Below are 14,716 nucleotides of genomic sequence, written 5' to 3'. Positions count from 1 at the left end.
CCTGTGGGAGCGGGCTTGCTCGCGAATGGAGTGCGCAGTACTCCCAAAATCAAAAGATCGCAGCCTGCGGCAGCTCCTACAGGGGATATCTGTTAGCCCTGTAGGAGCTGCCGAAGGCTGCGATCTTTTGATCTTTACAATCCGCCAGTCGCCTGAAATCCCACGCCGATCACGGTCAGCAGCGACAACGGCAACAACAGCGTATCGAGCAAGGCACTGGCCGGCAGATCCACTCCCGGATAGCTCGGCGCCTCGGCCCCGAAGCGGTCCATCGAGCAGCAACCGCCATTCATCGCATACAGATCCAGACGCGTCCCGGAGTACACCACCGGTGCGCCCGGCTTGGCCGCATCCAGGGTGCGCGCGGTGGCGCAGCCGGCCAGTTGCAGGGCCAGCAGCAGCGTCAGCAGCTTATTCATCGCTGCTCAGATGATGCTCACCCCAGCGCGGCAGCATGTCCTGCGCAATGCCCAGCAGATTGAGGATCCGTGCCACGACGAAATCGATCAGGTCGTCGATGGTCTGCGGCTGGTGATAGAAGCCCGGCGAGGCCGGCAGGATGGTCACGCCCATGTTCGACAACTTGAGCATGTGCTCCAGATGAATGCTCGAGTACGGCGCCTCGCGCGGCACCAGAATCAGTTGCCGGCGCTCTTTCAGGGTCACGTCCGCAGCGCGCTCGATCAGATTGTTGCAAGCGCCGGTGGCAATCGCCGACAAGGTGCCGGTGGAACACGGCACCACGACCATCGCCGCCGGCGCGCCGGAGCCCGAGGCCACCGGCGACATCCAGTCTTCCTTGCCGTACACGCGGATCTGCCCGGCGGCGGCGCCGGTGTACTCGGTAAGGAACGCCTGCATCATCTGCGGTTTGGCCGGCAGCGAGACGTCGGTCTCGGTAGCCATCACCAATTGCGCGGCCTTGGAGATCAGGAAATGTACCTCGCGATCTTCGCGTACCAGGCAGTCGAGCAGGCGCAAACCGTACTGCGCGCCGGACGCGCCGGTCATCGCCAGGGTGATGCGTTCCGGCCCGCCGTTCTGGGAATACGTGTTCATTTCAGCGCCTCGGCGAGTTTGCCGTGCAGGCCGCCGAAGCCGCCGTTGCTCATGATCACCACGTGGGTGCCGGGCTGGGCCTGGCTCTTCACGCGCTCGATAATGCCTTCCAGCGAATCGCTGACAATCGACGGCACCGTGCATAGCGCGGCGGTGCCCGCCAGATCCCAGCCGAGGTTGGCCGGGGCGTACCAGATCACCTGATCGGCATCGACCACGCTGTCCGGCAGACCGTCACGGTGCGCGCCGAGCTTCATCGAGTTGGAACGCGGCTCGATGATCGCGATCAGCGGCGCGTCGCCAATGCGTTTGCGCAGGCCATCGAGGGTGGTGGCGATGGCGGTCGGGTGGTGAGCGAAGTCATCGTAAATGGTGATGCCGCGCACCTCGGCGACTTTTTCCATCCGCCGTTTGACGTTCTTGAACGCACTCAACCCGGCGATGCCCATCGACGGCACCACACCGACATGCCGCGCCGCCGCCAAAGCAGCCAAGGCGTTGGCGACGTTGTGCTGACCGGTCAACTCCCATTCGACGGTGCCTTGGGACACGCCCTCGAACATTACCTCGAACGCCGAACCGTCATCCTTGAGCAACTTGACCTGCCACTGACCGCCGGCACCGGTGGTCTGCACCGGGGTCCAGCAGCCCATTTCGATCACGCGCTGCAAGGCCGGCTCGGTGGTCGGATGAATCACCAGACCTTCACTCGGAATGGTCCGCACAAGATGGTGGAACTGCCGCTCGATCGCCGGCAGATCAGGGAAGATGTCCGCGTGATCGAACTCAAGGTTATTCAGGATCGCGGTGCGCGGGCGGTAGTGGACGAATTTCGAACGCTTGTCGAAGAATGCGCTGTCGTATTCGTCCGCCTCGATCACGAAGAACGGCGTGCCGCCCAGACGCGCGGACACCGAGAAATTCTGCGGCACGCCACCGATCAGAAAGCCCGGGCTCATCCCGGCGTGCTCCAGGACCCAGGCGAGCATGCTGCTGGTGGTGGTCTTGCCGTGCGTACCGGCAACCGCCAGCACCCAGCGACCTTGCAGCACATGATCAGCCAGCCATTGCGGGCCGGAGACATACGGCAGGCCCTTGTTCAGCACATATTCCACCGCCGGGTTGCCGCGGGACATGGCGTTGCCGATCACTACCAGATCCGGCGCCGGATCGAGCTGGGCCGGGTCGTAGCCTTGAGTCAGTTGAATGCCCTGGGCCTCAAGCTGCGTGCTCATCGGCGGATAGACGTTGGCATCGGAGCCCGTCACGTGATGCCCCAGCTCTTTGGCCAGAACCGCCATCGAGCCCATGAAAGTCCCGCAGATACCCAGAATATGAATGTGCATAGTCGACCTCGTAAAACATGGCCGCAGGTTAGCGTAGGGTGGGAAAAATCGCACTCTTTAGGTGAGGGGCGGGGCTGGGTGGACCTGGCATTTTGGCTCGCCTGTGGATTGCGGCCCCTCACCCCAGCCCTCTCCCGAGGGAGAGGGAGCCGACTTCGGCCGCTTGCAAAGCCTGAGTTCGACTCGACAACTCAGGTCGGCGTAAATATCCAGATCACCGCGGTCAGTCCCCTCTCCCTCGGGGAGAGGGTTAGGGTGAGGGGCTTCTAGCTGGCACGGCGCTCAATTCCATGTTTGCGCAGCTTTCTATAGAGCGTATTGCGGCTGATGCCGAGCTGCTCGGCGGTGTGGGTCATGTGCCAGCGGGTCTGCTCCAGCACACCGAGCAACGCCAGACGTTCGGCGTCCGCCAGTGGATGTTCGGACTCGGAGGGCATCGGCTCCTGCGCCGGCTGTGCCTGCCGAATCATCGCCGGCAAATCCTCCAGCCCGATCCGCCCGTCATCGCACAACGCCGCCAGCGTACGCAGGACATTGCGCAACTGGCGCACGTTGCCCGGCCAGTTGAAGGCCAGTAACGCCTGGCGCGCCGGTTCGTCGATCACGATCACTTCCCCGGCTGCCTCCTCGGCCAGCAGGAAATCCAGCAATTGCGCCTTGTCGCTGCGCTCGCGCAACGCCGGCAGCGCGACTTCGAGGCCGTTGAGCCGGTAATACAGGTCTTCGCGGAAACTGCCGTCTTCGACCCGTTCCAGCAGATTGCGGTGGGTGGCGCTGATGATCCGCACGTTGACCGCCTCAGGCTCGCCGCCAATCGGCACCACTTGGCGGTCTTCCAGCACCCGCAGCAAACGGGTCTGCAGCGCCAGCGGCATGTCGCCGATTTCATCGAGAAACAGCGTGCCGCCATCGGCCTGTTGCAACTTGCCGCGCATGCCATCCTTGCGCGCGCCGGTAAAACTGCCGCCGCGATAGCCGAACAGTTCGCTCTCGATCAGGCTTTCAGGAATCGCCGCGCAGTTAAGGGCGACGAAGGCTTTGCTGGCACGCTGGCTGGCGTGATGCACCGCCTTGGCGAAGGCTTCTTTGCCGGAACCGGTTTCGCCGTTGATCAGCAGCGGCACGTCACGCTCGAACACCCGCAGCGCCTTGCGAAAATCCGCTTGCAGTGCCGCGTCACCAAGGCAAATGCCCGCCAACGGTTGCGCCTTGGTCACCACCGGGGCCGGTGTGCTTGGCAGCGGTTTGCGCGATTCGCCGCGCAACAGGGCAAACAGGTGCCGGCCATCGCGGGTGCGCAGTGGCCAACTGGCGCTGGCATTGGCGCTGGCGCGACCAAGCAGTTCATCCAGCGAGCAATCGAAGAACGTTTCCACCGGTTTGCCGAGCAAGCCACCGCGAACCTGTCCCAGCAGGTTCAGCGCACTCTGGTTGACCGCACTGATCCGCCCTTCGCCGTCAAATGCCAGCAGACCTTCGCTGAACAGGCCGACCGATTCGGCCTGCAGATGAAAACGCAGCAACCATTGGTTATCGAAGCAACGCAGGAAATAGCAGCTCTCGATCATCTTCGCCGAGAGGTTGACCAGCGCCATGGTGTGGAACTGGCTTTGTCGCGATACGTCGTGGCGCGCCGAGGACACGTCGAGCACTGCGAGCAATTCGCCGTGCGGATCGAACACCGGACTCGCCGAGCAGGTCAGGCCGGTGTGGCGCCCGCGAAAGTGTTCGTCCTGGTGAATGGTCAGCGCCTGACGCTCGACCAGGCAGGTACCGATGCCGTTAGTGCCTTCGCAGGCTTCGCTCCAGTCGGCGCCGAGCCAGAGACCGGCGCGTTCGAAAATCTTGCGTTCGGCGGGAGCGGTGACGCAGTTGAGGATCACCCCGCGCGCATCGGTTAGCAGCACCGCGTGGCCAGCGCCGGACAGTTGTTGATGCAGGCTGCTCATTTCATTGCCGGCGATCTGCAACACCTGTTGCAGGCGCTCGCGGCTTTCCAACACGCGCCCGTGTTCCAGCACGGTGGGCGCCATGGCCAGGGCCGGGTCCAGGTGATAGTCCTCAAGACAGCGCAGCCACGAGCGGGCAATCGACGGATCGGCACCGGGCCCGTGCAGGTGCGGCTTGCCCTGGGTCACTGTTAGCACCTGTTGGGCATGGCGACTCAAATGGTTGTCGTGCATTTCTTATTATTCTCCCCGAGATCAGTGCCGCCTCTTTTATTGGCGGGCACATACCTTGTGGTGAGGGGATTTATCCCCGATCGGCTGCGCAGCAGTCGTGAATCCGGTGTATGCGGTGAATCTCTGGTGTTTTGATCGGGGTCGCTTCGCAACCCATCGGGGATAAATCCCCTCGCCACAAAGGTGCATCTGGGCGATTTGCAGTCAGCATCCTCCAGCCGCACGGCCATTGCAATGCTGGCAAGACTGGCCGGTCACGGGCTGTGCCAAAAGCGGTACACACTGTCACCCCCGCTGTACCGCAACCATCACAGGCATTGCCCGCCGGTCAGACCAAAAATCCGCAAGGCCTTGATTTGCCAGCCCTGCACGGCAGTGGCCCGACCTTTGCTCTACGCTTATACCAAGCGCACTTGCGCGTTTCTCTAATAAGTACAAAGCCAAGGAGAACATCATCATGCGTTACGCTCACCCCGGTACTGAAGGCGCCAAAGTCTCGTTCAAGAGCAAGTACGGTAACTACATCGGCGGCGAGTTTGTCGCGCCTGTCAAAGGTCAGTACTTCACCAATACCTCGCCAGTGAATGGCCAGCCGATTGCCGAATTCCCCCGCTCCACTGCCGAAGACATCGACAAAGCCCTGGACGCCGCCCACGCCGCTGCCGACGCGTGGGGCGCGACCTCGGTGCAGGCGCGCTCGCTGATCCTGCTGAAAATCGCCGACCGCATCGAACAGAACCTCGAACTGCTGGCGATCACCGAAACCTGGGACAACGGCAAAGCCATCCGCGAAACCCTTAACGCCGACATTCCGCTGGCCGCCGACCATTTCCGCTACTTCGCCGGGTGCCTGCGTGCCCAGGAAGGCAGCGCTGCCGAGATCGACGGCAACACCGTGGCCTATCACATCCATGAACCGCTGGGCGTGGTCGGCCAGATCATTCCGTGGAACTTCCCGCTGCTGATGGCCGCATGGAAACTCGCCCCGGCGCTGGCCGCCGGCAACTGCGTGGTGCTCAAACCTGCCGAGCAGACGCCGCTGGGCATCTGCGTGCTGATGGAGCTGATCGGTGATCTGCTGCCGCCGGGCGTGCTCAACGTCGTGCAAGGTTTCGGCAAAGAGGCCGGCGAAGCGCTGGCCACCAGCAAGCGCATTGCCAAGATCGCGTTTACCGGCTCGACCCCGGTCGGTTCGCACATCATGAAATGCGCGGCTGAAAACATCATTCCGTCCACCGTGGAACTGGGCGGCAAATCGCCGAACATCTTCTTCGAGGACATCATGCAGGCCGAGCCAAGCTTCATCGAAAAAGCCGCTGAAGGTCTGGTGCTGGCGTTCTTCAACCAGGGCGAAGTGTGCACCTGCCCATCGCGGGCGCTGGTACAGGAATCGATCTACGACGAATTCATGCAAGCGGTGATGAAGAAAGTCAGCCAGATCAAACGCGGCGATCCGCTGGACACCGACACCATGGTCGGCGCGCAGGCATCCGAGCAGCAATTCGACAAGATCCTTTCGTACCTGGAAATCGCCAAGGGCGAAGGCGCCGAGCTGCTGACCGGCGGCAAGGTGGAAAAACTCGAGGGCAGTCTGGCGACCGGGTATTACATCCAGCCGACCCTGCTCAAGGGCACCAACAAGATGCGCGTGTTCCAGGAAGAAATCTTTGGCCCGGTAGTGAGCATCACCACCTTCAAGGACGAAGCCGAAGCTCTGGCGATCGCCAACGACACCGAGTTCGGCCTCGGCGCCGGCCTGTGGACCCGCGACATCAACCGCGCCTACCGCATGGGCCGCGCGATCAAGGCCGGTCGCGTCTGGACCAACTGCTATCACCTGTACCCGGCGCACGCTGCGTTCGGCGGATACAAAAAGTCCGGCGTCGGCCGTGAGACTCACAAGATGATGCTCGATCACTATCAACAGACCAAAAACCTGCTGGTCAGCTACGACATCAATCCGTTGGGTTTCTTCTAAAACCCTGGGCGACACAGACGATTCTGTGTTGCCCTCCAAATAGCTATCGCTGGCAAGCCAGCTCCCACAGGGGACGTGCGTCGGCCCACACTGTTGGATACAGCACAAATCCAATGTGGGAGCGGGCTTGCTCGCGAAGGCGTCCTCAATGACACAACTCATAGGCCTGGCCGCTCTGGCACGGCCCTTGCGTACCCGTCATTCAGGTTTTGCACGAACACTGCCGCTGCGTGAACAGCATCCATCCACCCAACCCGTGCACCCGAAAGTCCAACAGATCGAACAATAAAAAACAGCGAGGACTTATGACTTCCACCACACAGCTCAAACCCACACTCGGCACCCTGCACCTCTGGGGCATTGCCGTCGGCCTGGTGATTTCCGGCGAATACTTCGGCTGGAGTTACGGCTGGGGCACTGCCGGCACCCTCGGTTTTCTGGTCACGGCGCTGATGGTCGCGACCATGTACACCTGCTTCATCTTCAGTTTCACCGAACTGACCACCGCGATTCCTCACGCGGGCGGGCCGTTTGCCTACAGCCGGCGGGCGTTCGGCGAGAAAGGCGGGCTGATTGCCGGCATCGCCACCCTGATCGAATTCGTGTTCGCCCCGCCGGCCATCGCCATGGCGATCGGTGCCTATCTCAACGTGCAATACCCGGAACTTGATCCGAAGATCGCGGCGGTCGGCGCGTATTTCGTGTTCATGACCCTGAACATCCTCGGCGTCAGCATCGCCGCGACTTTTGAACTGGTGGTCACCGTGCTGGCAGTCGCCGAACTGCTGGTGTTCATGGGCGTGGTCGCACCGGGCTTCAGCTTCAGCAACTTCGTGCTCAACGGCTGGTCGGGCTCCAACGAATTCACCCTGGGTTCGATCCCCGGAATCTTCGCGGCAATTCCGTTCGCGATCTGGTTCTTCCTCGCCATCGAAGGCGCGGCCATGGCGGCCGAAGAAGCCAAGGACCCGAAACGCACGATTCCCCGAGCCTACGTCAGCGGCATTCTGACCCTGGTGTTCCTCGCCATCGGCGTGATGGTCATGGCCGGCGGCGTCGGCGACTGGCGCCAGCTGTCGAACATCAATGACCCGCTGCCACAGGCGATGAAAGCCGTGGTCGGCCACAACTCGACGTGGATGCACATGCTGGTGTGGATCGGCCTGTTCGGTCTGGTGGCGAGTTTCCACGGGATCATCCTCGGTTACTCGCGGCAGTTCTTCGCCCTCGCCCGCGCCGGTTACCTGCCGAAAAGCCTGGCCAAGCTGTCGCGCTTCCACACCCCGCACCGGGCGATTCTGGCCGGTGGGGTGATCGGCATCGCGGCGATCTACAGCGACGGCCTGGTCAATCTGCAGGGCATGACCCTGACCGCGGCGATGATCACCATGTCGGTGTTCGGTGCAATCGTGATGTACATCATCAGCATGCTCAGCCTGTTCAAACTGCGCAAAACCGAACCGAAGCTGGAACGCACCTTCCGCGCCCCGGGCTACCCGGTGGTGCCGGCGATTGCACTTTTCCTGGCGCTGGTGTGCCTGGTGGCGATGGCGTGGTTCAACACGCTGATCGGCTGTGTATTCCTGGGCTTCATGGCGGCTGGCTACCTGTACTTCCAGCTGACCGCCAAGCAACGCGCCGAAGCCCCGGCAGACGCTATGCTCGAAGGTATCTAGTTGCACCGGCACTGGGCCTGTCGCCCGGTGCCCGCTATATAGAAGTGCATGAAGATCCCGTGTGGGAGCGGGCTTGCTCGCGAATGCGGTGTGTCATCCAACAACCATGTCGTTTGGCACGACGCCTTCGCGAGCAAGCCCGCTCCCACAAAGGACCGAGTTATCCACAGAATCAGGAGGACACCGCCCCATGGCCGCATTTGCCCATTCCGTCGGCGCCCAGACCTATCGCTTCGACAGCCTCAAGGACGTCATGGCCAAGGCCAGCCCGGCGCGCTCCGGGGATTTTCTGGCCGGCGTCGCCGCGCTCAATGACGGCGAACGCGTGGCCGCGCAAATGGCCTTGGCCGACATCCCGCTGACGCACTTTCTGCAGGAGGCGCTGATTCCCTACGAAGCCGATGAAGTCACCCGACTCATCATCGACACCCACGACAAACAGGCCTTCGCCGTGGTCAGCCACCTCACCGTCGGTGGTTTCCGCGACTGGTTGCTCAGCGACGCCGCCGATGAAACCAGCCTGCGCGCCCTCGCCCCGGGCCTGACCCCGGAAATGGTCGCCGCCGTGTCGAAGATCATGCGCGTGCAGGATCTGGTGTTGGTGGCGCAGAAGATCCGCGTGGTGACGAAATTTCGCGGCACCCTCGGTCTGCGCGGGCGCCTGTCGACCCGCCTGCAACCGAACCATCCGACCGACGAGCCGTCCGGCATCGCCGCGAGCATTCTCGACGGCCTGCTGTACGGCAACGGCGACGCGATGATCGGCATCAACCCGGCCACTGACAGCATCGCCTCGATCTGCGCGATGCTGGAAATGCTCGATGCGATCATCCAGCGCTACGACATCCCGACCCAGGCCTGCGTGCTGACCCACGTCACCACCTCGATCGAGGCAATCAACCGTGGCGTGCCGCTGGATCTGGTGTTTCAGTCGATCGCCGGCACCGAAGCGGCCAACGCCAGTTTCGGCATCAACCTCAATGTGCTGCAGGAAGGTTACGACGCCGGGCTGAGCCTCAAGCGCGGCACGCTCGGGCAGAACCTGATGTATTTCGAGACCGGTCAGGGCAGCGCGCTGTCGGCCAACGCCCATCACGGTGTCGATCAGCAGACCTGCGAAACCCGCGCTTACGCCGTGGCGCGGCATTTCAAGCCGTTTCTGGTGAACACCGTGGTCGGCTTCATCGGCCCGGAATACCTGTACAACGGCAAACAGATCATCCGCGCCGGGCTCGAAGACCATTTTTGCGGCAAGTTGCTCGGCGTGCCGATGGGCTGCGACATCTGCTACACCAACCACGCCGAAGCCGATCAGGATGACATGGACACCCTGCTGACCCTTCTGGGGGTTGCCGGGATCAACTTCATCATGGGCATCCCCGGTTCCGACGACATCATGCTCAATTACCAGACCACCTCGTTCCACGATGCGCTCTACGCGCGCCAGACCCTGGGCCTGAAACCGGCGCCGGAGTTCGAGCAGTGGCTGGCGAACATGGGCATCTTCACCCAGGCGGACGGCAAGGTTCGCTTTGGCAACAACCTGCCGCCGGCCTTCCGCCAGGCATTGGCGCAACTGGGAGGAGTGTGATGGAAAAACTACCTGTCGATCCGCAAAACCCGTGGCTGGAACTGCGTCGCCTGACCCCGGCGCGTATCGCCCTCGGCCGCACCGGCACCAGCCTGCCGACCAGCGCGCAGCTGGATTTCCAGTTCGCTCATGCGCAAGCACGGGATGCGGTGCATCTTCCGTTCGATCATGCCGGGCTCAGCGCGCAACTCAGCGAACGCGGACGCGAGAGCCTGTTGCTGCACAGCGCGGCGACCGATCGCAACAGCTACCTGCAAAGGCCGGATCTGGGGCGCAAGCTCAGCGAGAAGTCGGCGCAGCGCCTGCGTGAGTACGCGCAAGCGCATCCGGGTGGCGTCGATCTGGTGATTGTGGTGGCGGACGGCCTGTCGGCGCTGGCGGTGCATCGGCATACCTTGCCGTTTCTGACCCGCCTGGAAGAACAGATGAGCGCCGATGGCTGGTCACTGGCCCCGGTGGTGCTGGTGGAACAGGGCCGGGTCGCCGTCGGTGACGAAATCGGCCAGTTGCTCGGGGCCAAAATGGTGGTGATGCTGATCGGCGAGCGCCCGGGCCTCAGCTCGCCCGACAGTCTGGGTTTGTATTTCACCTACAATCCCAAGGTCGGGTTGACCGATGCCTACCGCAATTGCATCTCCAACGTGCGGCTTGAAGGCTTGAGCTACGGCATGGCGGCGCATCGCCTGCTGTATCTGATGCGCGAGGCCTGCCGCCGGCAATTGTCGGGGGTCAATCTGAAGGATGAGGCACAGGTGCAGACCCTGGAGTCGGACGCCGCTACGGACATGAAGGGAAATTTCCTGCTGGGCCCGTCCACCACCTGAACCGGTTCCGCATTGCGTTTCTGCGCTGCTTTCAGGCAGGATCGACGCACGGCCGCCAGGGTTTCCCATCGCCGTCAGAGCAGTTGAAGACAGCCACTTGAAGACGAGACCTATCATGCGGATTATTCAAGCGACCCTCGAACACCTGGATTTGCTGACCCCGTTGTTCGTCAAATATCGCGAGTTCTACGGCTCCCTGCCTTACCCGGATTCCTCCCGGGCGTTCCTGGAAAAACGCCTGCGCCGCAAGGAATCGGTGATCTATCTGGCCTTGGCCGACGATGACGACAAGAAGCTGATGGGCTTCTGCCAGCTGTATCCAAGCTTCTCCTCGCTGTCGCTCAAGCGCGTGTGGATCCTCAACGACATCTATGTCGCCGAAGACGCCCGCCGCCAGCTGGTGGCCGACAACCTGATCCGCACCGCGAAGAAAATGGCCAAGGAAACCCAGGCCGTGCGCATGCGCGTCTCCACCAGTGCCGATAACGAAGTGGCGCAGAAGACCTACGAATCCATCGGCTTCAAGGAAGACACCGAGTTCAAGAACTACGTGTTGCCGATCAGCGAAGAGCTCTGAATCAAAAGATCGCAGCCTTCGGCAGCTCCTGCACTGGAATACGTTCCCCCCTGTAGGAGCTGCCGAAGGCTGCGATCTTTTGACTTTTGCCTGGTGCTCTACCTGTAACAACCAACTCAACACCCACCTGACAAATCTTCACACCCCGACATCCCCCGCTACAAAACCAACGCGCTTTTCACCTCTCAGACCGTATAATCCCGAGCTTTCCGGCTTGTAAGAAAAACTACACCCCGCTGTAGGCTTACGCCCAAATCATTCGCACAGGCCTGCCGAGTCGGGCCGTCACCACAGGTGCCTCCATGGATTTCAACCCGCTCGACCTTATTCTGCATCTCGACGTGTACCTCGATTTGCTGGTCACCAACTACGGGCCGTGGATCTACGCGATTCTGTTCGCTGTCATCTTCTGTGAAACCGGTCTGGTGGTGATGCCGTTCCTGCCGGGCGACTCGCTGCTGTTCATCGCCGGTGCCGTGGCGGCGGGCGGTGGCATGGACCCGGTGCTGCTGGGCGGCCTGCTGATGCTCGCGGCCATCCTCGGCGACAGCACCAACTACGTGATCGGGCGAACCGCGGGGGAAAAACTCTTCAGTAACCCGAATTCAAAAATCTTCCGCCGCGACTACCTGCAGAAGACCCACGATTTCTACGACAAGCACGGCGGCAAAACTGTGACGCTGGCGCGTTTCCTGCCGATCATCCGCACGTTTGCGCCGTTCGTCGCCGGTGTCGGCAGAATGCCTTACCCGCGTTTCTTCGCCTTCAGCGTACTCGGCACCATCCTCTGGGTCGGCGGTCTGGTGACCCTGGGTTACTTCTTCGGCAACGTGCCCTTTATCAAGAAGAACCTGTCGCTACTGGTGGTCGGGATCATTCTGCTGTCGCTGATCCCGATGATCATCGGTGTAGTGCGCAGCCGTTTCGGCGGCGCCAAAGTCGAAACCCGCTGAGCCGATGTGGTCCCTGAGCGCCTGGCGTCGCCGGCGCATCCTGGCCAGGCACCCGATTGCCGACGACCTGTGGCAACGGGTGCGCCACCATCTGAGCTTCCTCGACGGCATCAGCGCCGCCGAGGACCAGTGGCTGCGTGAAGCCAGCGTGCTGTTTCTCGAAGACAAACACCTGACCGCCCTGCCCGGCGTCGAACTGCATCAGGAACAGCGCCTGCTGCTCGCCGCGCAGGCACAGTTGCCGCTGCTCAATCTGGGCGACCTGAACTGGTATCAGGGCTTTCACGAAATCATCCTTTACCCCGACGACTTCCTCAGCCCGCAGCGCCATCGCGACGCCAGCGGCATCGAACACGAGTGGGACGGCGAGCACAGCGGCGAAGCCTGGCAACAGGGGCCGGTGATCCTCGCCTGGCCGGGGGTGATGGCCAGTGGTGGCTGGGAAGGCTACAACCTGGTGATCCACGAGCTGGCGCACAAACTCGACATGCTCAACGGCGACGCCAACGGCCTGCCGCCGCTGCACGCCGACATGCGCGTCAGCGACTGGGCCGAGGTCATGCAACACGCCTACGATGACCTCAACCGCCAACTTGACCGCGATCCCGACGTCGAAACCGCCATCGACCCGTACGCCGCGGAAAACCCCGCCGAGTTCTTCGCCGTCACCAGCGAATACTTCTTCAGCGCCCCGGATCTGCTCCACGAGGCTTATCCACAGGTCTACTTGCAACTGCAGCTTTTCTACCGGCAGGATCCGTTGGGCAGGCTGCGGCAACTTCAGGCCACAGACCCGGTCTATCAGGCGCACGACTAAGGTCTGCACGACTTCTGGTACGTGGCGTCGGCGTAGGAATGTGCCTATAATCGCCGCCACTTTTTGGTCAATCCGGCCAAGTGTTTTTGGTCAACTACGGGGGCAACGCCCAATGAGCTACAGCAAGATTCCGGCTGGCAAAGACCTGCCGAACGACATCTACGTCGCGATCGAGATCCCGGCCAACCACGCGCCGATCAAATACGAAATCGACAAAGACAGCGATTGCCTGTTCGTTGACCGTTTCATGGCCACCCCAATGTTCTACCCGGCCAACTACGGTTACATCCCGAACACCCTGGCAGACGACGGTGATCCCCTCGACGTGCTGGTTGTGACCCCTTACCCGGTTGCTCCAGGCTCGGTGATCCGCGCGCGTCCAGTCGGCATCCTGAACATGACCGACGACGGCGGCGGCGATGCCAAAGTCATCGCAGTACCGCACGACAAGCTGTCCCAGCTGTACGTCGACGTGAAGGAATACACCGACCTGCCACCGCTGCTGATCCAGCAGATCGAGCACTTCTTCGCGAACTACAAGGATCTCGAAAAAGGCAAGTGGGTCAAGATCGAAGGCTGGGCTGGCGCTGACGCCGCTCGCGACGCGATCACCAAGTCGGTTGCTGCCTACAAGGGCTAAGCTGCACGACCTGGGATACGCTGGAAAAAAACCCGGTTGCTCCGGGTTTTTTTTCGCCCCGAAAAACCGGCTTAAACAGCTTGTTTACATGGGACTACAGAAAAGTTTGAAGGAGTGTAATTTCCCACAAGCCTGTCTTACATCCAGTCGCAAAATACAGCGCTTTTTTGAACGCCCGGTTTATTCAAACCGCTCTGGCCCGGCCGTAGACTCGGTGTTTATGAGAAAGAACACGAGCGGTCCAAGATTCAAGGCACTCCTGGAAGCAGCGAACATCACCACCACGGGATTCGCAAAGTTCTGGGGCACGGAAGCCCAAAACATTCATAACTGGTACACCCGGGGCGTCCCGGCGTATCGCATGGAGGAAGTCGCACGCCTGCTGTCGGTCAACAGCGAGTGGCTGAAAACCGGCGAAGGCAGCAAAGAGTCACCGCACCTGCAAACGCCTGCCAGCAACGGCGACACCTTCGATGCCGAAGCCATCCGCGGCGTCTACACGGTCATCGATCCCAAGGACATCGAACTGCCGTTTTTCAAGGAAACGCCGATCCCCGACGGCGCCGGCAAGACCCACGTCATCCTCGATCCCGAACAGACCATGCGCTTTTCCCGCGCGCACCTCGACCAACTGGAAATCCGCCACAGCGACGCCATCTGCGCGCACATGATCGGCAACAGTATGGGGGAACGCATCGAAGACGGCTCCATCGTCGGCATCGACCGCGGCCTGACCCAGGTGGTTGACGGCGAAATCTACGCCATCGAACACGACGGCATGCTGCGCATCAAATACCTGCACCGCACGCCCGGCAACGGCCTGCGCCTGCGCAGCCACAACAGCGCCGAACACCCGGACGAAATCTTCCGCGCGGCGCAGATCGATGAGCAGCGAATTCATATATTGGGCTGGGTATTCTGGTGGTCGACCCTGGGCAAACGCCGCCCGGTGGTGCCGTTTCTCTGATTCCGACCTTGATCCCGGCCCCCAACACAGAACCCTGCGGGAGCGGGCTTGCCCGCGAAGAGGCCCTGATAGTCAGTACAAATCCCGAATTTCTACCACCGCAAT

At 61.7% G+C, this 14,716-nt stretch carries 13 protein-coding genes; 9 read left to right on the top strand and 4 right to left on the bottom strand.

Annotation, left to right across the window (positions count from 1 at the left end; translation table 11 throughout):
• Positions 1–134 precede the first annotated feature (134 nt).
• The 4 genes from ACXR0M_RS22875 to ACXR0M_RS22860 form a co-directional block, all read right to left on the bottom strand.
• Entirely contained in the window at positions 135–419 is a 285-nt protein-coding gene (locus ACXR0M_RS22875; RefSeq protein WP_458833949.1) for a YceK/YidQ family lipoprotein, read from the bottom strand.
• On the bottom strand, positions 412–1,059 hold the full coding sequence (gene ubiX, locus ACXR0M_RS22870) for a flavin prenyltransferase UbiX (RefSeq protein ID WP_458833948.1): 648 nt from the start codon (positions 1,057–1,059) through the stop codon (positions 412–414). Before ubiX ends, ACXR0M_RS22875 begins: the two co-directional genes overlap by 8 nt.
• Complete coding sequence (gene mpl, locus ACXR0M_RS22865) at positions 1,056–2,405, bottom strand: UDP-N-acetylmuramate:L-alanyl-gamma-D-glutamyl-meso-diaminopimelate ligase (protein WP_458833947.1); 1,350 nt, start codon at positions 2,403–2,405, stop codon at positions 1,056–1,058. Before mpl ends, ubiX begins: the two co-directional genes overlap by 4 nt.
• Before the next feature lie 266 nt (positions 2,406–2,671).
• Positions 2,672–4,588: a sigma-54-dependent Fis family transcriptional regulator gene (locus ACXR0M_RS22860; RefSeq protein ID WP_458833946.1), complete on the bottom strand. Its 1,917-nt coding sequence runs from the start codon at positions 4,586–4,588 to the stop codon at positions 2,672–2,674.
• A 457-nt stretch (positions 4,589–5,045) separates the two neighbouring features.
• Here ACXR0M_RS22860 and exaC point away from each other — a divergent pair, with 457 nt between their 5' ends.
• The 9 genes from exaC (at position 5,046) to ACXR0M_RS22815 (ending at position 14,611) form a co-directional block, all read left to right on the top strand.
• A complete protein-coding gene (gene exaC, locus ACXR0M_RS22855; RefSeq protein WP_095048794.1) occupies positions 5,046–6,566 on the top strand; it encodes an acetaldehyde dehydrogenase ExaC in 1,521 nt (506 codons plus the stop codon).
• 305 nt (positions 6,567–6,871) lie between these two features.
• Complete coding sequence (gene eat, locus ACXR0M_RS22850; protein WP_458833945.1) at positions 6,872–8,242, top strand: ethanolamine permease; 1,371 nt, start codon at positions 6,872–6,874, stop codon at positions 8,240–8,242.
• A 190-nt stretch (positions 8,243–8,432) separates the two neighbouring features.
• Positions 8,433–9,833 carry an ethanolamine ammonia-lyase subunit EutB gene (locus ACXR0M_RS22845; RefSeq protein WP_458833944.1) on the top strand — a complete coding sequence of 467 codons (1,401 nt, stop codon included), beginning with the start codon at positions 8,433–8,435 and terminating at the stop codon, positions 9,831–9,833.
• Positions 9,833–10,657 (top strand): ethanolamine ammonia-lyase subunit EutC, encoded by an 825-nt coding sequence (gene eutC / locus ACXR0M_RS22840; RefSeq protein ID WP_458833942.1) that lies wholly within the window; start codon positions 9,833–9,835, stop codon positions 10,655–10,657. Before ACXR0M_RS22845 ends, eutC begins: the two co-directional genes overlap by 1 nt.
• Positions 10,658–10,772: 115 nt before the next feature.
• Positions 10,773–11,234 (top strand): GNAT family N-acetyltransferase, encoded by a 462-nt coding sequence (locus ACXR0M_RS22835; protein WP_074691599.1) that lies wholly within the window; start codon positions 10,773–10,775, stop codon positions 11,232–11,234.
• A 302-nt stretch (positions 11,235–11,536) separates the two neighbouring features.
• Complete coding sequence (locus ACXR0M_RS22830) at positions 11,537–12,187, top strand: DedA family protein (RefSeq protein ID WP_458833941.1); 651 nt, start codon at positions 11,537–11,539, stop codon at positions 12,185–12,187.
• A gap of 4 nt (positions 12,188–12,191) precedes the next feature.
• Positions 12,192–13,004 carry a M90 family metallopeptidase gene (locus ACXR0M_RS22825; RefSeq protein WP_458833940.1) on the top strand — a complete coding sequence of 271 codons (813 nt, stop codon included), beginning with the start codon at positions 12,192–12,194 and terminating at the stop codon, positions 13,002–13,004.
• Between the two features lie 112 nt (positions 13,005–13,116).
• Positions 13,117–13,644 carry an inorganic diphosphatase gene (gene ppa / locus ACXR0M_RS22820; protein WP_008052339.1) on the top strand — a complete coding sequence of 176 codons (528 nt, stop codon included), beginning with the start codon at positions 13,117–13,119 and terminating at the stop codon, positions 13,642–13,644.
• 220 nt (positions 13,645–13,864) lie between these two features.
• Positions 13,865–14,611 carry a S24 family peptidase gene (locus tag ACXR0M_RS22815; protein WP_458833939.1) on the top strand — a complete coding sequence of 249 codons (747 nt, stop codon included), beginning with the start codon at positions 13,865–13,867 and terminating at the stop codon, positions 14,609–14,611.
• Positions 14,612–14,716 lie beyond the last annotated feature (105 nt).

Source organism: Pseudomonas sp. Eth.TT006 (genome assembly GCF_054456575.1).
The sequence above is the reverse complement of the archived record's forward strand: the minus strand, read 5'-3'. Positions and strand labels throughout refer to the sequence as shown.

What these genes read in the sequence shown, in the direction of transcription:
- ppa (WP_008052339.1), top strand. Translation starts at nt 13,117, where the DNA reads ATGAGCTACAGCAAGATTCCGGCTGGCAAAGACCTGCCGAACGACATC.
- ACXR0M_RS22860 (WP_458833946.1), bottom strand. Translation starts at nt 4,588, where the DNA reads ATGCACGACAACCATTTGAGTCGCCATGCCCAACAGGTGCTAACAGTG.
- ACXR0M_RS22845 (WP_458833944.1), top strand. Translation starts at nt 8,433, where the DNA reads ATGGCCGCATTTGCCCATTCCGTCGGCGCCCAGACCTATCGCTTCGAC.
- ubiX (WP_458833948.1), bottom strand. Translation starts at nt 1,059, where the DNA reads ATGAACACGTATTCCCAGAACGGCGGGCCGGAACGCATCACCCTGGCG.
- eat (WP_458833945.1), top strand. Translation starts at nt 6,872, where the DNA reads ATGACTTCCACCACACAGCTCAAACCCACACTCGGCACCCTGCACCTC.
- mpl (WP_458833947.1), bottom strand. Translation starts at nt 2,405, where the DNA reads ATGCACATTCATATTCTGGGTATCTGCGGGACTTTCATGGGCTCGATG.
- ACXR0M_RS22815 (WP_458833939.1), top strand. Translation starts at nt 13,865, where the DNA reads ATGAGAAAGAACACGAGCGGTCCAAGATTCAAGGCACTCCTGGAAGCA.
- exaC (WP_095048794.1), top strand. Translation starts at nt 5,046, where the DNA reads ATGCGTTACGCTCACCCCGGTACTGAAGGCGCCAAAGTCTCGTTCAAG.
- ACXR0M_RS22835 (WP_074691599.1), top strand. Translation starts at nt 10,773, where the DNA reads ATGCGGATTATTCAAGCGACCCTCGAACACCTGGATTTGCTGACCCCG.
- ACXR0M_RS22875 (WP_458833949.1), bottom strand. Translation starts at nt 419, where the DNA reads ATGAATAAGCTGCTGACGCTGCTGCTGGCCCTGCAACTGGCCGGCTGC.
- ACXR0M_RS22830 (WP_458833941.1), top strand. Translation starts at nt 11,537, where the DNA reads ATGGATTTCAACCCGCTCGACCTTATTCTGCATCTCGACGTGTACCTC.
- ACXR0M_RS22825 (WP_458833940.1), top strand. Translation starts at nt 12,192, where the DNA reads ATGTGGTCCCTGAGCGCCTGGCGTCGCCGGCGCATCCTGGCCAGGCAC.
- eutC (WP_458833942.1), top strand. Translation starts at nt 9,833, where the DNA reads ATGGAAAAACTACCTGTCGATCCGCAAAACCCGTGGCTGGAACTGCGT.